The 13,631-nt window shown below is 32.2% G+C and carries 18 protein-coding genes and 1 tRNA gene; all 19 read left to right on the forward strand.

Annotated features, from left to right (window positions below):
* Positions 1 to 4 precede the first annotated feature (4 nt).
* Positions 5 to 568 (forward strand): chromate transporter, encoded by a 564-nt coding sequence (locus K292_RS0110000; protein ID WP_051280622.1) that lies wholly within the window; start codon positions 5 to 7, stop codon positions 566 to 568.
* On the forward strand, positions 568 to 1,137 hold the full coding sequence (locus tag K292_RS0110005; RefSeq protein ID WP_027399728.1) for a chromate transporter: 570 nt from the start codon (positions 568 to 570) through the stop codon (positions 1,135 to 1,137). Before K292_RS0110000 ends, K292_RS0110005 begins: the two co-directional genes overlap by 1 nt.
* Positions 1,138 to 1,193: 56 nt before the next feature.
* The gene (locus tag K292_RS16745) at positions 1,194 to 1,649 is read left to right on the forward strand and encodes an NUDIX domain-containing protein (RefSeq protein WP_051280624.1); all 456 of its coding nucleotides are present in this window, start codon (positions 1,194 to 1,196) and stop codon (positions 1,647 to 1,649) included.
* A 29-nt stretch (positions 1,650 to 1,678) separates the two neighbouring features.
* Positions 1,679 to 2,164, forward strand: coding sequence for a peptidylprolyl isomerase (locus tag K292_RS0110015; RefSeq protein ID WP_037372988.1), 486 nt, complete (start codon positions 1,679 to 1,681; stop codon positions 2,162 to 2,164).
* A 374-nt stretch (positions 2,165 to 2,538) separates the two neighbouring features.
* Positions 2,539 to 3,987 (forward strand): peptidoglycan DD-metalloendopeptidase family protein, encoded by a 1,449-nt coding sequence (locus K292_RS17895; RefSeq protein ID WP_051280626.1) that lies wholly within the window; start codon positions 2,539 to 2,541, stop codon positions 3,985 to 3,987.
* 121 nt (positions 3,988 to 4,108) lie between these two features.
* Positions 4,109 to 4,750: a serine O-acetyltransferase gene (gene cysE / locus K292_RS0110025; protein WP_027399730.1), complete on the forward strand. Its 642-nt coding sequence runs from the start codon at positions 4,109 to 4,111 to the stop codon at positions 4,748 to 4,750.
* A 42-nt stretch (positions 4,751 to 4,792) separates the two neighbouring features.
* The gene (gene cysS, locus K292_RS0110030) at positions 4,793 to 6,193 is read left to right on the forward strand and encodes a cysteine--tRNA ligase (protein WP_027399731.1); all 1,401 of its coding nucleotides are present in this window, start codon (positions 4,793 to 4,795) and stop codon (positions 6,191 to 6,193) included.
* Positions 6,190 to 6,750, forward strand: coding sequence for a metallophosphoesterase family protein (locus K292_RS16755; RefSeq protein WP_051280628.1), 561 nt, complete (start codon positions 6,190 to 6,192; stop codon positions 6,748 to 6,750). Before cysS ends, K292_RS16755 begins: the two co-directional genes overlap by 4 nt.
* Positions 6,751 to 6,768: 18 nt before the next feature.
* The gene (locus K292_RS0110040) at positions 6,769 to 7,647 is read left to right on the forward strand and encodes a polysaccharide deacetylase family protein (protein WP_027399732.1); all 879 of its coding nucleotides are present in this window, start codon (positions 6,769 to 6,771) and stop codon (positions 7,645 to 7,647) included.
* Positions 7,648 to 7,662: 15 nt separating this feature from the next.
* Positions 7,663 to 8,340, forward strand: coding sequence for a bactofilin family protein (locus tag K292_RS0110045; protein ID WP_027399733.1), 678 nt, complete (start codon positions 7,663 to 7,665; stop codon positions 8,338 to 8,340).
* A 26-nt stretch (positions 8,341 to 8,366) separates the two neighbouring features.
* Positions 8,367 to 9,569 carry a bactofilin family protein gene (locus tag K292_RS0110050; RefSeq protein WP_027399734.1) on the forward strand — a complete coding sequence of 401 codons (1,203 nt, stop codon included), beginning with the start codon at positions 8,367 to 8,369 and terminating at the stop codon, positions 9,567 to 9,569.
* Between the two features lie 69 nt (positions 9,570 to 9,638).
* Entirely contained in the window at positions 9,639 to 10,049 is a 411-nt protein-coding gene (locus K292_RS0110055) for a Mini-ribonuclease 3 (protein ID WP_027399735.1), read from the forward strand.
* Complete coding sequence (locus K292_RS0110060; protein WP_027399736.1) at positions 10,024 to 10,506, forward strand: hypothetical protein; 483 nt, start codon at positions 10,024 to 10,026, stop codon at positions 10,504 to 10,506. Before K292_RS0110055 ends, K292_RS0110060 begins: the two co-directional genes overlap by 26 nt.
* A 22-nt stretch (positions 10,507 to 10,528) precedes the next feature.
* Positions 10,529 to 11,359 carry a thymidylate synthase gene (thyA, locus tag K292_RS0110065; protein ID WP_027399737.1) on the forward strand — a complete coding sequence of 277 codons (831 nt, stop codon included), beginning with the start codon at positions 10,529 to 10,531 and terminating at the stop codon, positions 11,357 to 11,359.
* A gap of 45 nt (positions 11,360 to 11,404) precedes the next feature.
* Positions 11,405 to 11,890 (forward strand): dihydrofolate reductase, encoded by a 486-nt coding sequence (locus K292_RS0110070; protein ID WP_027399738.1) that lies wholly within the window; start codon positions 11,405 to 11,407, stop codon positions 11,888 to 11,890.
* 1 nt (position 11,891) lies between these two features.
* Positions 11,892 to 12,632: a 23S rRNA (guanosine(2251)-2'-O)-methyltransferase RlmB gene (rlmB, locus tag K292_RS0110075; protein WP_027399739.1), complete on the forward strand. Its 741-nt coding sequence runs from the start codon at positions 11,892 to 11,894 to the stop codon at positions 12,630 to 12,632.
* Between the two features lie 21 nt (positions 12,633 to 12,653).
* On the forward strand, positions 12,654 to 13,271 hold the full coding sequence (sigH, locus tag K292_RS0110080) for an RNA polymerase sporulation sigma factor SigH (protein ID WP_027399740.1): 618 nt from the start codon (positions 12,654 to 12,656) through the stop codon (positions 13,269 to 13,271).
* Between the two features lie 99 nt (positions 13,272 to 13,370).
* Positions 13,371 to 13,446, forward strand: a tRNA-Thr gene (locus K292_RS0110085).
* Positions 13,447 to 13,518: 72 nt separating this feature from the next.
* Positions 13,519 to 13,631, forward strand: a 113-nt coding sequence (locus K292_RS18305; protein ID WP_156900518.1) for a GTP-binding protein, incomplete at its 3' end; no start/stop codon positions are given.

Here is a 13,631-nt window from a genome sequence, read left to right on the forward strand (position 1 = left end):
AATTATGAAATTGATGTGGGATTTATTTTCTACTTTTTTTAAATTAGGGATATTTACATTTGGCGGTGGAATGGCAATGCTTCCTCTTATTAGAGATTTAGTTGTTGAAAAAAAACAATGGCTTACAGATGATGAAGTAGTAGACTGCTTTGCGGTTTGCCAAGCTTTACCGGGAGTAATAGCTATAAATACGGCCACGTATATTGGTAAAAAAAGGGCTGGTTTAAAAGGGTCTCTTGCAGCATCCATAGGTGTGATGCTGCCTTCTTTTATTATTATAATTGTTATAATACTGCTTTTAGGGGCAATAAATGAAAATCCATATGTAAATGGAGCTTTTGAGGGAATTAAAGCAGCATCAACAGGTTTGATTTTATATGCAGCATACAAACTAGGACAGCAGGTAATGAAAAATAAGATTACATGGTTTATAGGAATAGTTTCATTTTTAATTATTGTATTATTGGATGTTACCGCCTTGTGGGGCATAATTTTTGGTGGTGTAATGGGATATATTACGTATTTATATGAAGAATATAGACGTAAAAAAAGAGGAGAAACAAAATAATGGCATTTATAAACTTATTTCTCATGTTTTTCAGAATTGGAATATTTAGCTTTGGAGGAGGTTATGCAATGCTACCTCTTATATTTCAAAGTGTGAAAGATTTTAATGTGATGACAGCATCGGAATTTTCCAAGCTGGTTGCGTTATCGCAAGTTACTCCGGGACCTGTGGCAGTAAACGCAGCAACCTATGTGGGGTTTAATTATGCAGGTCTTGGTGGTGCTTTTGTTTCTACTTTTGGAGTAGCCCTGCCGTCATTTGTGTTAGTTATATTAGTAATGCATTTTATGGAAAAATTTAAAGAAAGTAAAGGTTTGCAAGCAGTTTTTTTTGGTATACGTCCAGCGACTGTAGGGTTAATTGCATCTGCTGTAGTATTTATTTCTGAAACATCACTTTTAAACGGACCTCTTATTTCTAAAAATTTTATTATAAATATTGAATCTTATGTAAATGTATTGCCTTGTATTATATTTATATGTACAATAATACTAGTTGGAAAATTTAAAATAAGTCCTATTAAAATTACTATTTTAGCAGGCATTATTGGTGCTTTTGTTTTAAATTAAACAGCTCTTGGAACATATTGAAAGGATATTAAAATTTTTAAAAGGTAGGTATATTTATGTGGATTGGCGGAGTACGAGTTATAGTTCCTGATGAAATGGGTAGAATTCTTATGGTAAAGCAGCGCCATGAGGGTAGAGATATCTGGATGGTACCAGGAGGAGCTATTGAAGAGGGAGAAAATGCGCTTCAAGCTGCGGTAAGAGAAGTTGAAGAAGAGACAGGCCTAAAGATTAAAGTAAAAAGATTGCTTTGGCATGTAGAAGAAGTATCGCAAGAACGTGGACAACGATTTGTAAATTTCTTTCTTGCGGAAATTATCGGTGGCATGGCGAAGCTTGGATCAGATCCGGAGTTTGATGAAGATAATCAAGTTTTAAAAGAGCTGAGATTTTTTACTAGGAAAGAGTTATGTAAACTTCCCATAGTTTATCCCGAATATTTAAAAACTGAGCTTTGGGAAGCTTTGGAACCAAAATATTTTGAAAATAATGTATTCAAAATAAAAGATTAAATAAAGTATTAAATGGGAGGATAGTTAAGATGAAAATAGCAAAGATTGAAATGGAAAATGGAGATGTAATAAAAGCTGAACTTTATCCTGAAATTGCACCAAAAACTGTAGAAAATTTTGTGAGCTTGGCTGAATCGGGATTTTATGACGGGGTTATTTTTCACAGAGTAATTCCTGGCTTTATGATTCAAGGCGGTGATCCGACAGGAACAGGAACAGGAGGACCTGGATATAGCATAAACGGAGAGTTCTCTGCAAATGGATTTGAAAATAATTTAGAACACAACAGAGGTGTTTTATCTATGGCTAGAACTATGGATCCAAATTCAGCGGGATCGCAGTTTTTTATAATGGTAGCAAAATCATCACATTTAGATGGACAATATGCTTCTTTCGGTAAAGTAATTTCAGGAATGGAAGCTGTAGATAAAATTGTAAATGCCAAAAGGGATATGAGAGATAAGCCAAAAGAAGATCAAATTATGAAAAAAGTTGTAATCGAAGAAATAGAATAATATAGAGAATTTTAAGGGAAGCTCTGTAACGGAGCTTCTTTTTATGTATGAAAAAACCAAAATAAAGTAGATAGATAGTTATTTACAAACATTACCATAATTTTATTTTATTATAAGAAACCTTAGAATTTAAGGGATTTGGAGGATTTTATATGTGAAAAATATGTGAAGAATGGTACTTTGCCTTGACTTTTTTGTAACATTATTGTAACATTAGTAATGCAATAAATAGAATAGACATATAAAGGTATTTTGTAGATATATAGATGTTCACACAATATGGACATGCATTGTTATTTTATAGTGTTATGTATTAATTAAATATTCATGGTAATTAATAAACGCAAAAGATAAAACAGAAAGGTACTGTAAATATGAAGTTAAAAGACAAATTAAAAGAGCATTTGTTAATAAGCTCAATTAATAAATCTAAAGTTTGGATAAAAGCAAAATCAAAGCTGGCAAATAACAAAGTAAGTAAGAGAATAATAATGGGTATCGGAGTTAGTGTAATAGGCATAGCAATTATAAGCACAACATTAATGGTGACAATGGCAACAGATGTATATGAACTTTCTATAGATGGTGTTAAAGTAGGATATGTAAAAGATAAAGAGAATGTACAGGAAGATATAGACGAGGTAAAGGCACAACTATCTAAAGAAAACGAGGGAATTGAATTTCTTATGAATGAAGATATGTTTGCTTGTGTACCTACAGATTATAATAGTAAAGATGTTACTTTACTTAAAGATAAGCAAGTAAAAGAGGCTGTTTTAAAGTCAGATATATTAAAAGCTAAAGGATGGATCGTTTGTGTAAATGATAAAAATGTTTTAGCTACAAAAACAAAGGAAGTTGCAGACACCGTTTTAGATGATGTTAAAAAGAAATACCAAACGGAAGGCTCTGAGATTGTAGAGGCTAACTTTAAAGAAAATGTTACTGTAACTCAAGGTGCTGTTAAGATTGATTCAATTATGGACAAGGATGAAGCAATCTCCTATTTGATGACCGGAACAAAATCAAAAAAACCTTATGTAGTTAAAGATGGAGATACTTACTGGGATCTTGCAATTAAATATGGTATGAGTCTTGATGAGCTTCTTGATGCAAATCCGGGATGTGATTTATCAAAATTAAAAATTGGTACGGAATTGAATTTAGTTGTAGCAAAGCCTTATGTTACGGTTGTTATGAAAGAAATCGTTGCAACTACAGAAGATATTGATTATGAGACAACATATGAAAATACAAGTTCGATGTATGCAGGTCAAGTTAAAATTAAAACAGAGGGTCAAAAGGGAAAGAAAGAAATAAAGACAGAAATCGTAAAAGAAAATGGGATAGAGGTATCCAATCAGGAAGTAGAATCTAAAGTAATAGAAGAACCCAAAAATGCAGTAGCATTGAAAGGAACTAAAGCTATAGTAGGATATTCAGGAAGCTGTTCCGGCGTTTTGGGAGCGCCTATGTCTAAACTTCAAGTATCATCAGGATTTGGAGTAAATAGAGGTGGAGTCAGACATCTTGGTATTGATTTTAGAAATCCATGTGGTACTCCTATTTATGCTGCAGAGGCAGGAACAGTAATTTTTTCCGGTTATTCCGGAAGTTATGGTAATATAGTTAAAATAAGTCATGGCGGAGGTCTTCAAACTTATTATGCACATTGCAATACTTTACTCGTGTCTGTAGGTCAAACAGTAGCTAAAGGGCAACAGATTGCTACAGTAGGAGCAACAGGAAATGCAACAGGATATCATTTGCATTTTGAAGTTAGATTAAACAATGTGCCTCAAAACCCGTGGAACTATATTTAGTAATAAAAACTTTTGATTAAAATACAAAAATATTGTATAATTTAGGGCAGGTAACAACCTGCCCTGTTATTTTATATTATAATGGGTATAAACTATTATAAATAAAAATAAGGAGGAACAAATGTCTTTTTTTAAAGATATAAATGAAGATATAAGAGCCGTATTAAACAGAGACCCAGCGGCAAGAAATAGATTTGAAGTATTAATTTGCTATCCTGGAATATGGGCATTAATATGGCACAAACCCGCACATTGGCTATATACTCATAATATAAAACTTTTAGCAAGATTAATTTCTCAAACAACAAGATTCTTTACGGGAATTGAAATCCACCCTGGTGCTAAAATAGGCAGAAGATGTTTTATTGACCATGGAATGGCAGTTGTAATAGGCGAAACAGCGGAGGTTGGCGATGACGTTACTATATATCAAGCTGTAACATTAGGTGGAACGGGAAAAGATATAGGAAAGAGACATCCAACAATAGGAAACCGAGTTATTGTAAGCAGTGGTGCAAAAGTACTAGGTCCTTTTAAAGTTGGTGATGATTCCAAAATCGGAGCAGGTTCTGTCGTATTAAAAGAAGTGCCTGAGAATTGTACAGTAGTTGGTATTCCTGGCAAAGTAGTCAGAAGAGGTAGTGAACCTCTCCCTGAGATGGATCAAATAAATTTACCAGATCCCATTGCAGTTGAATTGGAATGTTTGAGAAGACGTATTGTCAGCTTGGAAAATAAGCTTAGAGAATCGGAAAATAAATAATGTAAATTCTTTAGATATAATATAAAATGAAAGGATAAAAGGATGAAAATATATAATACTTTAACTAGAAAGAAAGAAGAATTTGTACCTATAGACGATAAAGAAATTAAAATATATGTTTGCGGCCCTACAGTGTACAATTATTTTCATATTGGAAATGCCAGACCTTTTGTTGTCTTTGATACACTTAGAAAATATTTAGAATATACAGGTAAAAATGTAAAATTTGTTCAGAACTTTACAGACGTAGATGATAAGATTATAAATAAAGCAAGAGAAGAAGGTGTTTCAGCAAGTAAAATAAGTGAAAAGTATATAGAGGAATATTATAAAGATGCACAAGCACTTAATGTTGATAAAGCAAGTGTACATCCTAAAGTAACAGAAAATATGGATGAAATAATTGATTTTGTAAAGCAGCTTATAGATAAAGGATATGCTTACGAAATAGACGGAGATGTGTATTACAGTACAAGGAAGTTTAATGGATATGGTAAGTTATCAAAACAGAATATTGAAGATTTAGAATCAGGAGCTAGAATTGAAGTTGGAGAAAAAAAACATGATCCTCTTGATTTTGCATTATGGAAGGCTCAGAAATCTGATGATGAGATTGCATGGGATTGCCCTTGGGGAAAAGGTCGTCCCGGTTGGCATATTGAATGTTCTGCCATGTCTAAAAAATATTTAGGAGAAACTATAGATATACATGCAGGAGGACAAGATTTAACTTTCCCTCATCATGAAAATGAAATCGCACAAAGTGAAGCAGCTTCGGGAAAACCTTTTGCAAAATATTGGATGCATAATGGTTATATTACAATAGATAATGAAAAAATGTCTAAATCAAAAGGAAACTTTTTTACAGTAAGAGATATATTAAAAGATTATGATGGTGAGGTAATGAGATTCTTTTTATTGTCAGGTCATTACAGAAGTCCGATTAATTTCAGCAGGGAATTAATGGAACAAGCAAAGAATGGACTTGGAAGAATGCATAATGCAAAGAATAATCTTATACATCTTATTGATAACAGTGTAGGTACTATGAATGAATCTGAAAAGGAACACTTAGTACAATTAAAAGATTACAGAAAAAAGTTTATAGCTGCAATGGATGAAGATTTAAATACTGCAGATGGTATCAGTGTAGTATTTGAATTAATAAAAGACATTAATACAATGACACAAAATGGAGCAAGTAAAGAATTTGCACAACAATGTTTATCTTTACTGTCTGAACTAACAGGAGTTTTAGGACTTTTACAAGATAAGGATAAAGATGATCATATGGATGATGAAATTTTAGCACTTGTTCAGGAGAGACAGGAAGCAAGGAAGGCAAAGAATTTTGCCAGAGCTGATGAGATCAGAGACCTTTTAAAATCCAGAGGGTTAGCAATTGAAGATACCGGAAATGGACCTAGGGTGATTAAGCTTTGAGATTATTAGTAATTAGTGATACTCATGGTAAAATTGAGAGCGCGGTTAAAATATATAAAGAATTAAAAAATATAGATATGATTATTCATCTGGGAGACTTAGCATCAGATGCTAAGCTTCTGGAAAATATTCTAGGTGCTGATATTATAAGTGTAAAAGGCAATATGGACGGAGACTATTCTATGAACGGAGGCAAGATTTTAAAAACGCCATATGGTAATATATATTTAGCACATGGTCATATGGAAAATGTTAAATTCAGTCCACAGACAATTTTATATAAAAGCTTGGAAATGGGCTGCAAAGCGGCATTTTATGGACATACTCATATTCCTTATTTTAATCAGACAGAAAGTGTTTTTTTATTAAATCCGGGGAGTCTCTCATTACCTAAGGGAGGGCGTGCAGGGTCTTATGCCATAGTGAATATCACTGAAAGCAGTTTTGATGCAGAGATTAAGTTTGTTGATAATATAATAGAGAAAGATAAAAAACAAAAGACAAAATTTGAGTCAGGATATTTAAAAAATTTATTAAATAACAGTGATAGATTCTAACTTAGGGGAGGACTCTCAATGTACTTTGGAAGCGTACGTTTTTTTAAACATCTTATTGTAGCAGTAGTCTTAATTATTATCATATTTTTATCAATTACTGCGGCGTTTATGATAAAAATAAATAAAAATTATAAAAACCAAGTAAATGCTTTAGAAATCAGAAATACACAATTAGAACAAAAAGCAAAATTTTTTATTCAAACTTGTGAGCCCATAGATTATCAAACAAAATTTCCGAATCTTTATGTAAATGCTGTTAGGCATTGGGTCGATTCCAGTAATACTGTGTATTTAACCTTTGATGATGGTCCATCAGAGAGAACGGAAGAAGTGTTAGATATTTTAAAAGAAAAAAATATAAAAGCAACTTTTTTTGTTATAGGAAAAGAAGGTTATGAAGAAAAACAATTAATGAGAAAAATAGTAGATGAGGGACATACTATAGGCATACATACATATTCTCATAAGTATAAGGAAATATACGCATCTGTTGAAGCATATTTAGAAGATTTTAATAAAATTTATAATTTGATTTATGAAACTACAAATGTGAAGCCTGAGATTTTTAGATTTCCTGGTGGAAGTATAAATATATATAATGAAAGTATTAATTATGAAATTGTTGCTGAAATGACAAGACGAGGATTTACTTATTATGATTGGAATGCAACAGGTGCAGATGCCTCAAATTCTGCCACAGCTAATTCTATTTTAACCAATGCCGTAAATTCTTCGGGAGGAAAAGATAAGATTATAATGCTGTTGCATGATAGTCAAAATAAAGGAGATACAGTAGAAATACTACCGGCTTTAATTGATTCTTTAAAATCTAAAGGTTATAAATTTGATAAATTAACAAGAAATGTAAAACCAATTGCATTTAATTACAGTGAATAAGAGGAGGAAACTATAATGGCAGCAAAAGAAAATTTTTTCAAAGCAATGAAAGAATTAACCGGTATGAATATTGCGGAAGAAGATTCGTTTCAATATAAAGAACCATTGGATGACTATGAAACAGAGCAGGATTTTATTACTAAACCTTATGATAATAATGAAAAAAAAGAGATGGATTTAGATAAACGAAATGTGACTTTCGAGCGTGAAGAAATACCGGATTATTCTAAGAAAATAAGTTCAGCTACCATTATTTCTGCCAGTATGATTGTAACAGGAGAAGTAAAATCAAAAGGCGATATAGAAATTCTAGGGACCATAAAAGGACCTATTCTTACAAGTGGAAACATGAATATTGAAGGTAAAATTTTAGGAAACATTCAAGCACAGAATATTACTCTTAAAGGTTGTGCTGTTCAAGGAAATATAATTGCTTCAGGAAATATTACCCTTGATACAAATTCAGTAGTTGTGGGAGATATTCAAGCAAGTAATATTAAAATAAATGGTAAGCTAAAAGGTAATTTATATATTAAAGAAATGATAGAATTAAATAAAGATGCTATAGTGGATGGAGATGCTAGTTCTCGATTTATTTCAATGAGCCAAGGCGCTGCATTAAACGGAAAAGTGTCCATTATTTCTGATGAACGTAAAGATGACGGGATTTTTAATATTAAGTTTGAGGCATAACTAAGTTAAGAGAGAGGATTGCAGTTATGAATAATAAAGAAAATTTTAAAGAAAAATTTTTAGAACTTATGTCGCAGCCTGTGAATACAGAAACAAAAACATCTGAACCGACAGCAGCAAATGTAGAACAATCAAAACAAGAAACTGCGATTTCGGGAACAGATATTCAGGAAAAACTCAAAGCCAGATTAAAAGAAAAACTTCAAGAAAAGAATATGGGAACTCAGAATAAAACGGAAAATAAGCCTGAAGTTAAGGCTGAAACTAAAATAAATACAGAGGTTAAACCTGAAGTTAAGGTTGAAAATAAACCTCAAGTAAATATTGAGAATAAATTTCAAGCAAATACTGAGAGTAAACCACAAGTAAATACAGAAAGTAAACTTCAAGAAAATACAGAAAGTAAACTTCAAGAAAATACAGAAAGCAAACTTCAAGAAAATATTGAGGGCAAATCTCAAGCAAATACTGAGAATAAACCTCAAGTAAATATTGAAACTCAAGATGAAAATAAAGCTCAAATGAAGCCTGAAATTAAACAAGAAGTTAAGGCTGAATCGGAAACTTTTGTAAAGCCTGAGATTAAATCTGAAATTAAGGTTGAAAGTGAAGCTCAAATAAAGTCAGAGATTAAATCCCAGCCGCAGGTAGAAATTAAACCTCAAGTAGAACAAGATCTTAAATCACAAGTTAAACCTAATATCAATAATGAATTTACTTCTGAATTTAATTTTAATACAGCAAAAAAAGAAGACTCTTTTGAAGCTAGACATACTCCCGTATTAAAGCCTCCTGTAAAAACATCTCAGCCTTTGCAAGAGATTTCTGTTATTACAGAAGATACCTTCATAATGGGTATTATAAAAACAAAAGGACATGTAAAAGTTGAAGGTGAAATTGATGGAAATATAAGTGCTGTGGGAGATGTTAAAGTAACCGGAAAAATATCAGGAGATTTGGAGGGAGATAATCTTGATCTGAATAGCTGTAATGTTCTTGGTAACGTTTCTGCCACAGGAGAAGCTAATATTGGCAAAGATGTAGTACTGCGAGGTGATGTTGCAGCTCAAAGCCTTAACATAGATGGTGCAATAAAAGGAAATGTATTAGCTGTTAAGGATATTAAAATGTCTGAAAACTCATTAATAGAAGGATCTCTCACGACAAATGAATTATCTATGAGTCAGGGTGCAAAACTTATAGGTATGGTTAAAGTTGGGCAAAAATAACAAATATAAGCACTGGGATATTAAACTCCTAGTGCTTTTTTAAGAAACTTTTATAAGGACGTTAATATTATGCAAAATTTACAATATATAAATACAACCGTTTTGGCATATATGGGAGATGCGGTTTATGAAGTTTATGTCAGAAAGTTTGTAATAGAATCAGGACAAGTTCATGCGAATAAATTGCATAGATTGTCTGTTAAATATGTAAAAGCAGAAGGGCAGGCCAAGGCACTAAAGCTTTTATTTGATGAACTGACTCCAAATGAACAAAATTTGGTAAAAAGAGCCAGAAATAAGAAAATTACTTCCAAGCCAAAAAATGCAGATCCTATAATTTATAAATTGGCAACAGCTTTTGAAGCCTTAATTGGATATTTATATTTATCTAATGATGTAAAGCGATTAGAAGATATAGTTCAGAAATCTTTTCTTATGATTGATGGAGGAAAGTATGACGGAGAAACAAACGAGAAATAAATTTCGTGATATTATTGGTGATTATTTTAAAACTAATAGACAGATAGCTAAAGAAGAAAGCAAAAGAGAAGGTTATAAAGGAGCCTTATCAAACAGAGAGAAATCAATGATTTTAGTTATTGTTATTCTGATTTTGATTCTTATTGTAAAATCTTGTTTTTTAGATGAAGTAAGAAACCTTACGCCAAAAGAGGAACAATTTAAAGACTTTGTAGAATATTCAATTTCTGAAAAATACAATGGGAGCATGGAAAAAATAGGAATAATTAATTATAGAATTTATGATATATATGTTGCAGCTGAAAATGAAAAAACAAAATTGAATTATACTGATCCAAATACAAAGGAAAAGGTTAACGTTGTTTTAAATGATAGATATAATGCAAGAGTTAGAGGCTACTTTCTTTGGGTAATACCTATAAAACACTTTTCGGTTACAGCACCAAAGGTAACATAAAAATGAAATAGGAGAGAATAATATGAGTAAAGCAGATAAGATATTTGTATGCATGTGCGAAGATATATTAAAAAATGGTTATTCTTCAAATGGACAAGTAGTAAGAGCTAGATGGGAAGATGGATCTCCTGCTCATACTATAAAAAAGTTTGGAGTAATTAATAGATATAATTTAGAAGAAGAATTTCCTGCATTGACATTAAGGCCAACTCCTATAAAATCAGCAGTTGATGAACTATTATGGATTTGGCAGAAAAAGTCCAATCAAGTAAAAGATTTAAAAACACATATTTGGGATTCATGGGCAGATGATGAGGGAACAATAGGTAAAGCTTATGGTTATCAGCTTGGAGTAAAATACGATTTTGCGCAGGGTAGGATGGATCAAGTGGATAACGTTTTATGGCAGTTAAAAAATACACCATATTCAAGGCGTATTATGACTAATATATATAATTTCTCTGATTTAAATGAAATGGGTCTTGAGCCTTGTGCATACAGTATGACTTTTAATGTAACAGGTAATAAATTAAATGCCATATTAAATCAACGTTCTCAGGACATATTAGTAGCTAATAATTGGAATGTAGTTCAATATGCCATATTAGTTCATATGTTTGCACAAGTAAGCAATCTTAATGTGGGAGAGCTTGTACATGTGGTTTCGGATGCACATATTTATGATAGACACATTCCTTTAATAGAAGAGCTTATTAGTAGACCTCAATATAAAGCGCCAAAAGTTGTACTAAATCCGGATATAAAAAATTTCTATGATTTTACTACAGAGGATATTTTAATAGAAGATTATAAGTCGGGGAATCAGATTAAAGCAATTCCAGTAGCTATATAATGATTTTAATTATTAGGTATTATATAAAATGTAGGAAGGGATAATATGAAGGCAATAGTTGCAGTTGATAAAAATTGGGGAATTGGAAAAAATGGGGAACTCTTAGCACACTTATCAGGAGATTTAAAATATTTTAAAGAAAGAACACTTGGAAAAGTTGTTATAATGGGTAGGAAAACCTTTGAATCTTTACCTGGTAAAAAACCATTAAAAGGGAGAACCAATATAGTTCTTACAGAAGATAAAAAGTTTGATGCTGATTGTGTTGTTTGTGGTTCAATTGAAATATTGAAGAATAAGCTTAATAAATATGATGATGAAGACATTTTTATAATAGGTGGGGCTAAGGTATATGAGCAGTTTTTACCTTATTGTGATACTTATTATGTAACAAAAATAGATGAAAGCTTTCCTGCTGACAGATATATTGAAAATTTAGATGAAAATAAAAATTTTTATAAATATTGGGAAAGTGAACTTCAGAGTGAAAATGAAATCAAATATAAATTTGTAGAATATAGGAGAAAATAACTTGGCAAATATTATAATTGGAAGAAATCCGGTAATGGAAGCCCTTAAAAGCGAGAGAGAAATAGACAGATTAATAGTATTAAAAGATGGAGAAGGGTCGATTAAAAAAATTATTGGAAAAGCAAAAGATAAAAAGCTTCCTATACAATATGCAGATAAATCTACATTAGACCGATTGGCAGATGGAAATGTACATCAAGGTGTAATAGCCTATGTTTCAGAATATGAATATTGGGATGTTGATGAAATTTTAAAGCTTGCGGAAAAACGAGGCGAAGATCCTTTCATAATTATACTTGATGGAATTGAAGATCCTCATAATTTAGGAGCTATAATACGAAGTGCAGACGGAGCAGGAGCACATGGAGTTATAATTCCAAAACGCAGAGCTGTAGGCATTACTGAAACTGTTGCAAAAGCTTCTGCAGGTGCAATAGAATATGTTCCCGTTGCAAGGGTATCTAATATTGTACAGGTAATAGAAAAGCTAAAAAAAGTGGGAGTATGGATTGCTGCATGTGATCTTGGGGGAGATACTTATTATGATTCAAATCTTAAGGGGAGTTTTGCTCTTGTAGTGGGTGGAGAAGGAAAAGGTGTCAGCAGATTGGTTAGAGAAAAATGCGATTTTATTTTATCTATTCCCATGGAGGGACATATTAACTCACTTAATGCATCTAATGCAGCTGCGGTTTTAATGTATGAATTAAAAAGACAAAGGGACATGAACAGTAGTGATTAAATAGGGGAGGAGTAGCTAGGGATGAGTTTGGATGAGAAATATAAGGATATATCTGACGAAGATATAGTTTTAATGGCTCGGCAGGGAAATGAAGAAGCAGAGGAATATCTAATAAGAAAATATAAAGATGTTGTAAGAAGTAAAGCCCATGCTTATTTTATGGTGGGAGCTGATAATGAGGATATTGTTCAGGAAGGAATGATTGGAATCTTCAGGGCAATTAAGAGTTTCAATATAACTAAACAAACATCTTTTAAAACATTTGCCGAAATTTGTATTAACAGACAAATAATTACGGCAATAAAGAGAGCTACTCGTCTAAAACATTCTCCGTTAAATATGTCTGTGTCACTGAATAAACCCATAGTTGACAGTGATTCAGTTAAGACTTTGGCAGAAACCCTTTCATCGGACAGCAATTCCGATCCCGAGGCATTGTATCTTTTAAAAGAAGACCTTGATTACATCGAGGGAAAAGGTTCTGATATTTTCAGTGATTTAGAGCTTAGAGTTTGGAACGAATATTTACACGGCAAAACTTATATTGAAATTGCAGAGATTACAGGGAAAAGTCCAAAAGCTATTGACAATGCAATTCAGAGAACTAAACGTAAATTGGAACATTATTTAGTAAGGTGAATTCTACACAAACAATGTTCTTACAATGTATTGACATTATACTATAAAACATAGTAAAATATGAGACATCATAGGCCTTTGGACTAATATAATGAATTGGCTGCTGTAACTCAGGAGGTAGAGTACTACCTTGGTAAGGTAGAAGTCACGGGTTCAAATCCCGTCAGTAGCTCCAACATACTTATAACGGAAACCAATGGAGTTGGTTTCGGCGATTAATTTAAAATAATAACGGAGGATTAGAAAAATGGCAAAAGCTAAATTCGAGAGAAATAAGCCGCATGTAAACATCGGTACAATTGGTCACGTAGACCATGGTAAGACAACACTTACAGCAGCGATAACAACTACATTACAACA

Source organism: Anaerovorax odorimutans DSM 5092 (assembly GCF_000426305.1).
GTDB lineage: Bacteria > Bacillota > Clostridia > Peptostreptococcales > Anaerovoracaceae > Anaerovorax > Anaerovorax odorimutans.

Bases quoted from the DNA above. Each gene is read 5' to 3' on its own strand.
- K292_RS0110060 (WP_027399736.1), top strand. From the start codon at position 10,024: ATGACGGAGAAACAAACGAGAAATAAATTTCGTGATATTATTGGTGAT.
- K292_RS0110015 (WP_037372988.1), top strand. From the start codon at position 1,679: ATGAAAATAGCAAAGATTGAAATGGAAAATGGAGATGTAATAAAAGCT.
- cysS (WP_027399731.1), top strand. From the start codon at position 4,793: ATGAAAATATATAATACTTTAACTAGAAAGAAAGAAGAATTTGTACCT.
- thyA (WP_027399737.1), top strand. From the start codon at position 10,529: ATGAGTAAAGCAGATAAGATATTTGTATGCATGTGCGAAGATATATTA.
- K292_RS0110055 (WP_027399735.1), top strand. From the start codon at position 9,639: ATGCAAAATTTACAATATATAAATACAACCGTTTTGGCATATATGGGA.
- K292_RS0110040 (WP_027399732.1), top strand. From the start codon at position 6,769: ATGTACTTTGGAAGCGTACGTTTTTTTAAACATCTTATTGTAGCAGTA.
- K292_RS0110000 (WP_051280622.1), top strand. From the start codon at position 5: ATGAAATTGATGTGGGATTTATTTTCTACTTTTTTTAAATTAGGGATA.
- K292_RS0110005 (WP_027399728.1), top strand. From the start codon at position 568: ATGGCATTTATAAACTTATTTCTCATGTTTTTCAGAATTGGAATATTT.
- K292_RS0110070 (WP_027399738.1), top strand. From the start codon at position 11,405: ATGAAGGCAATAGTTGCAGTTGATAAAAATTGGGGAATTGGAAAAAAT.
- K292_RS16745 (WP_051280624.1), top strand. From the start codon at position 1,194: ATGTGGATTGGCGGAGTACGAGTTATAGTTCCTGATGAAATGGGTAGA.
- sigH (WP_027399740.1), top strand. From the start codon at position 12,654: ATGAGTTTGGATGAGAAATATAAGGATATATCTGACGAAGATATAGTT.
- K292_RS17895 (WP_051280626.1), top strand. From the start codon at position 2,539: ATGAAGTTAAAAGACAAATTAAAAGAGCATTTGTTAATAAGCTCAATT.
- K292_RS0110045 (WP_027399733.1), top strand. From the start codon at position 7,663: ATGGCAGCAAAAGAAAATTTTTTCAAAGCAATGAAAGAATTAACCGGT.
- cysE (WP_027399730.1), top strand. From the start codon at position 4,109: ATGTCTTTTTTTAAAGATATAAATGAAGATATAAGAGCCGTATTAAAC.
- K292_RS0110050 (WP_027399734.1), top strand. From the start codon at position 8,367: ATGAATAATAAAGAAAATTTTAAAGAAAAATTTTTAGAACTTATGTCG.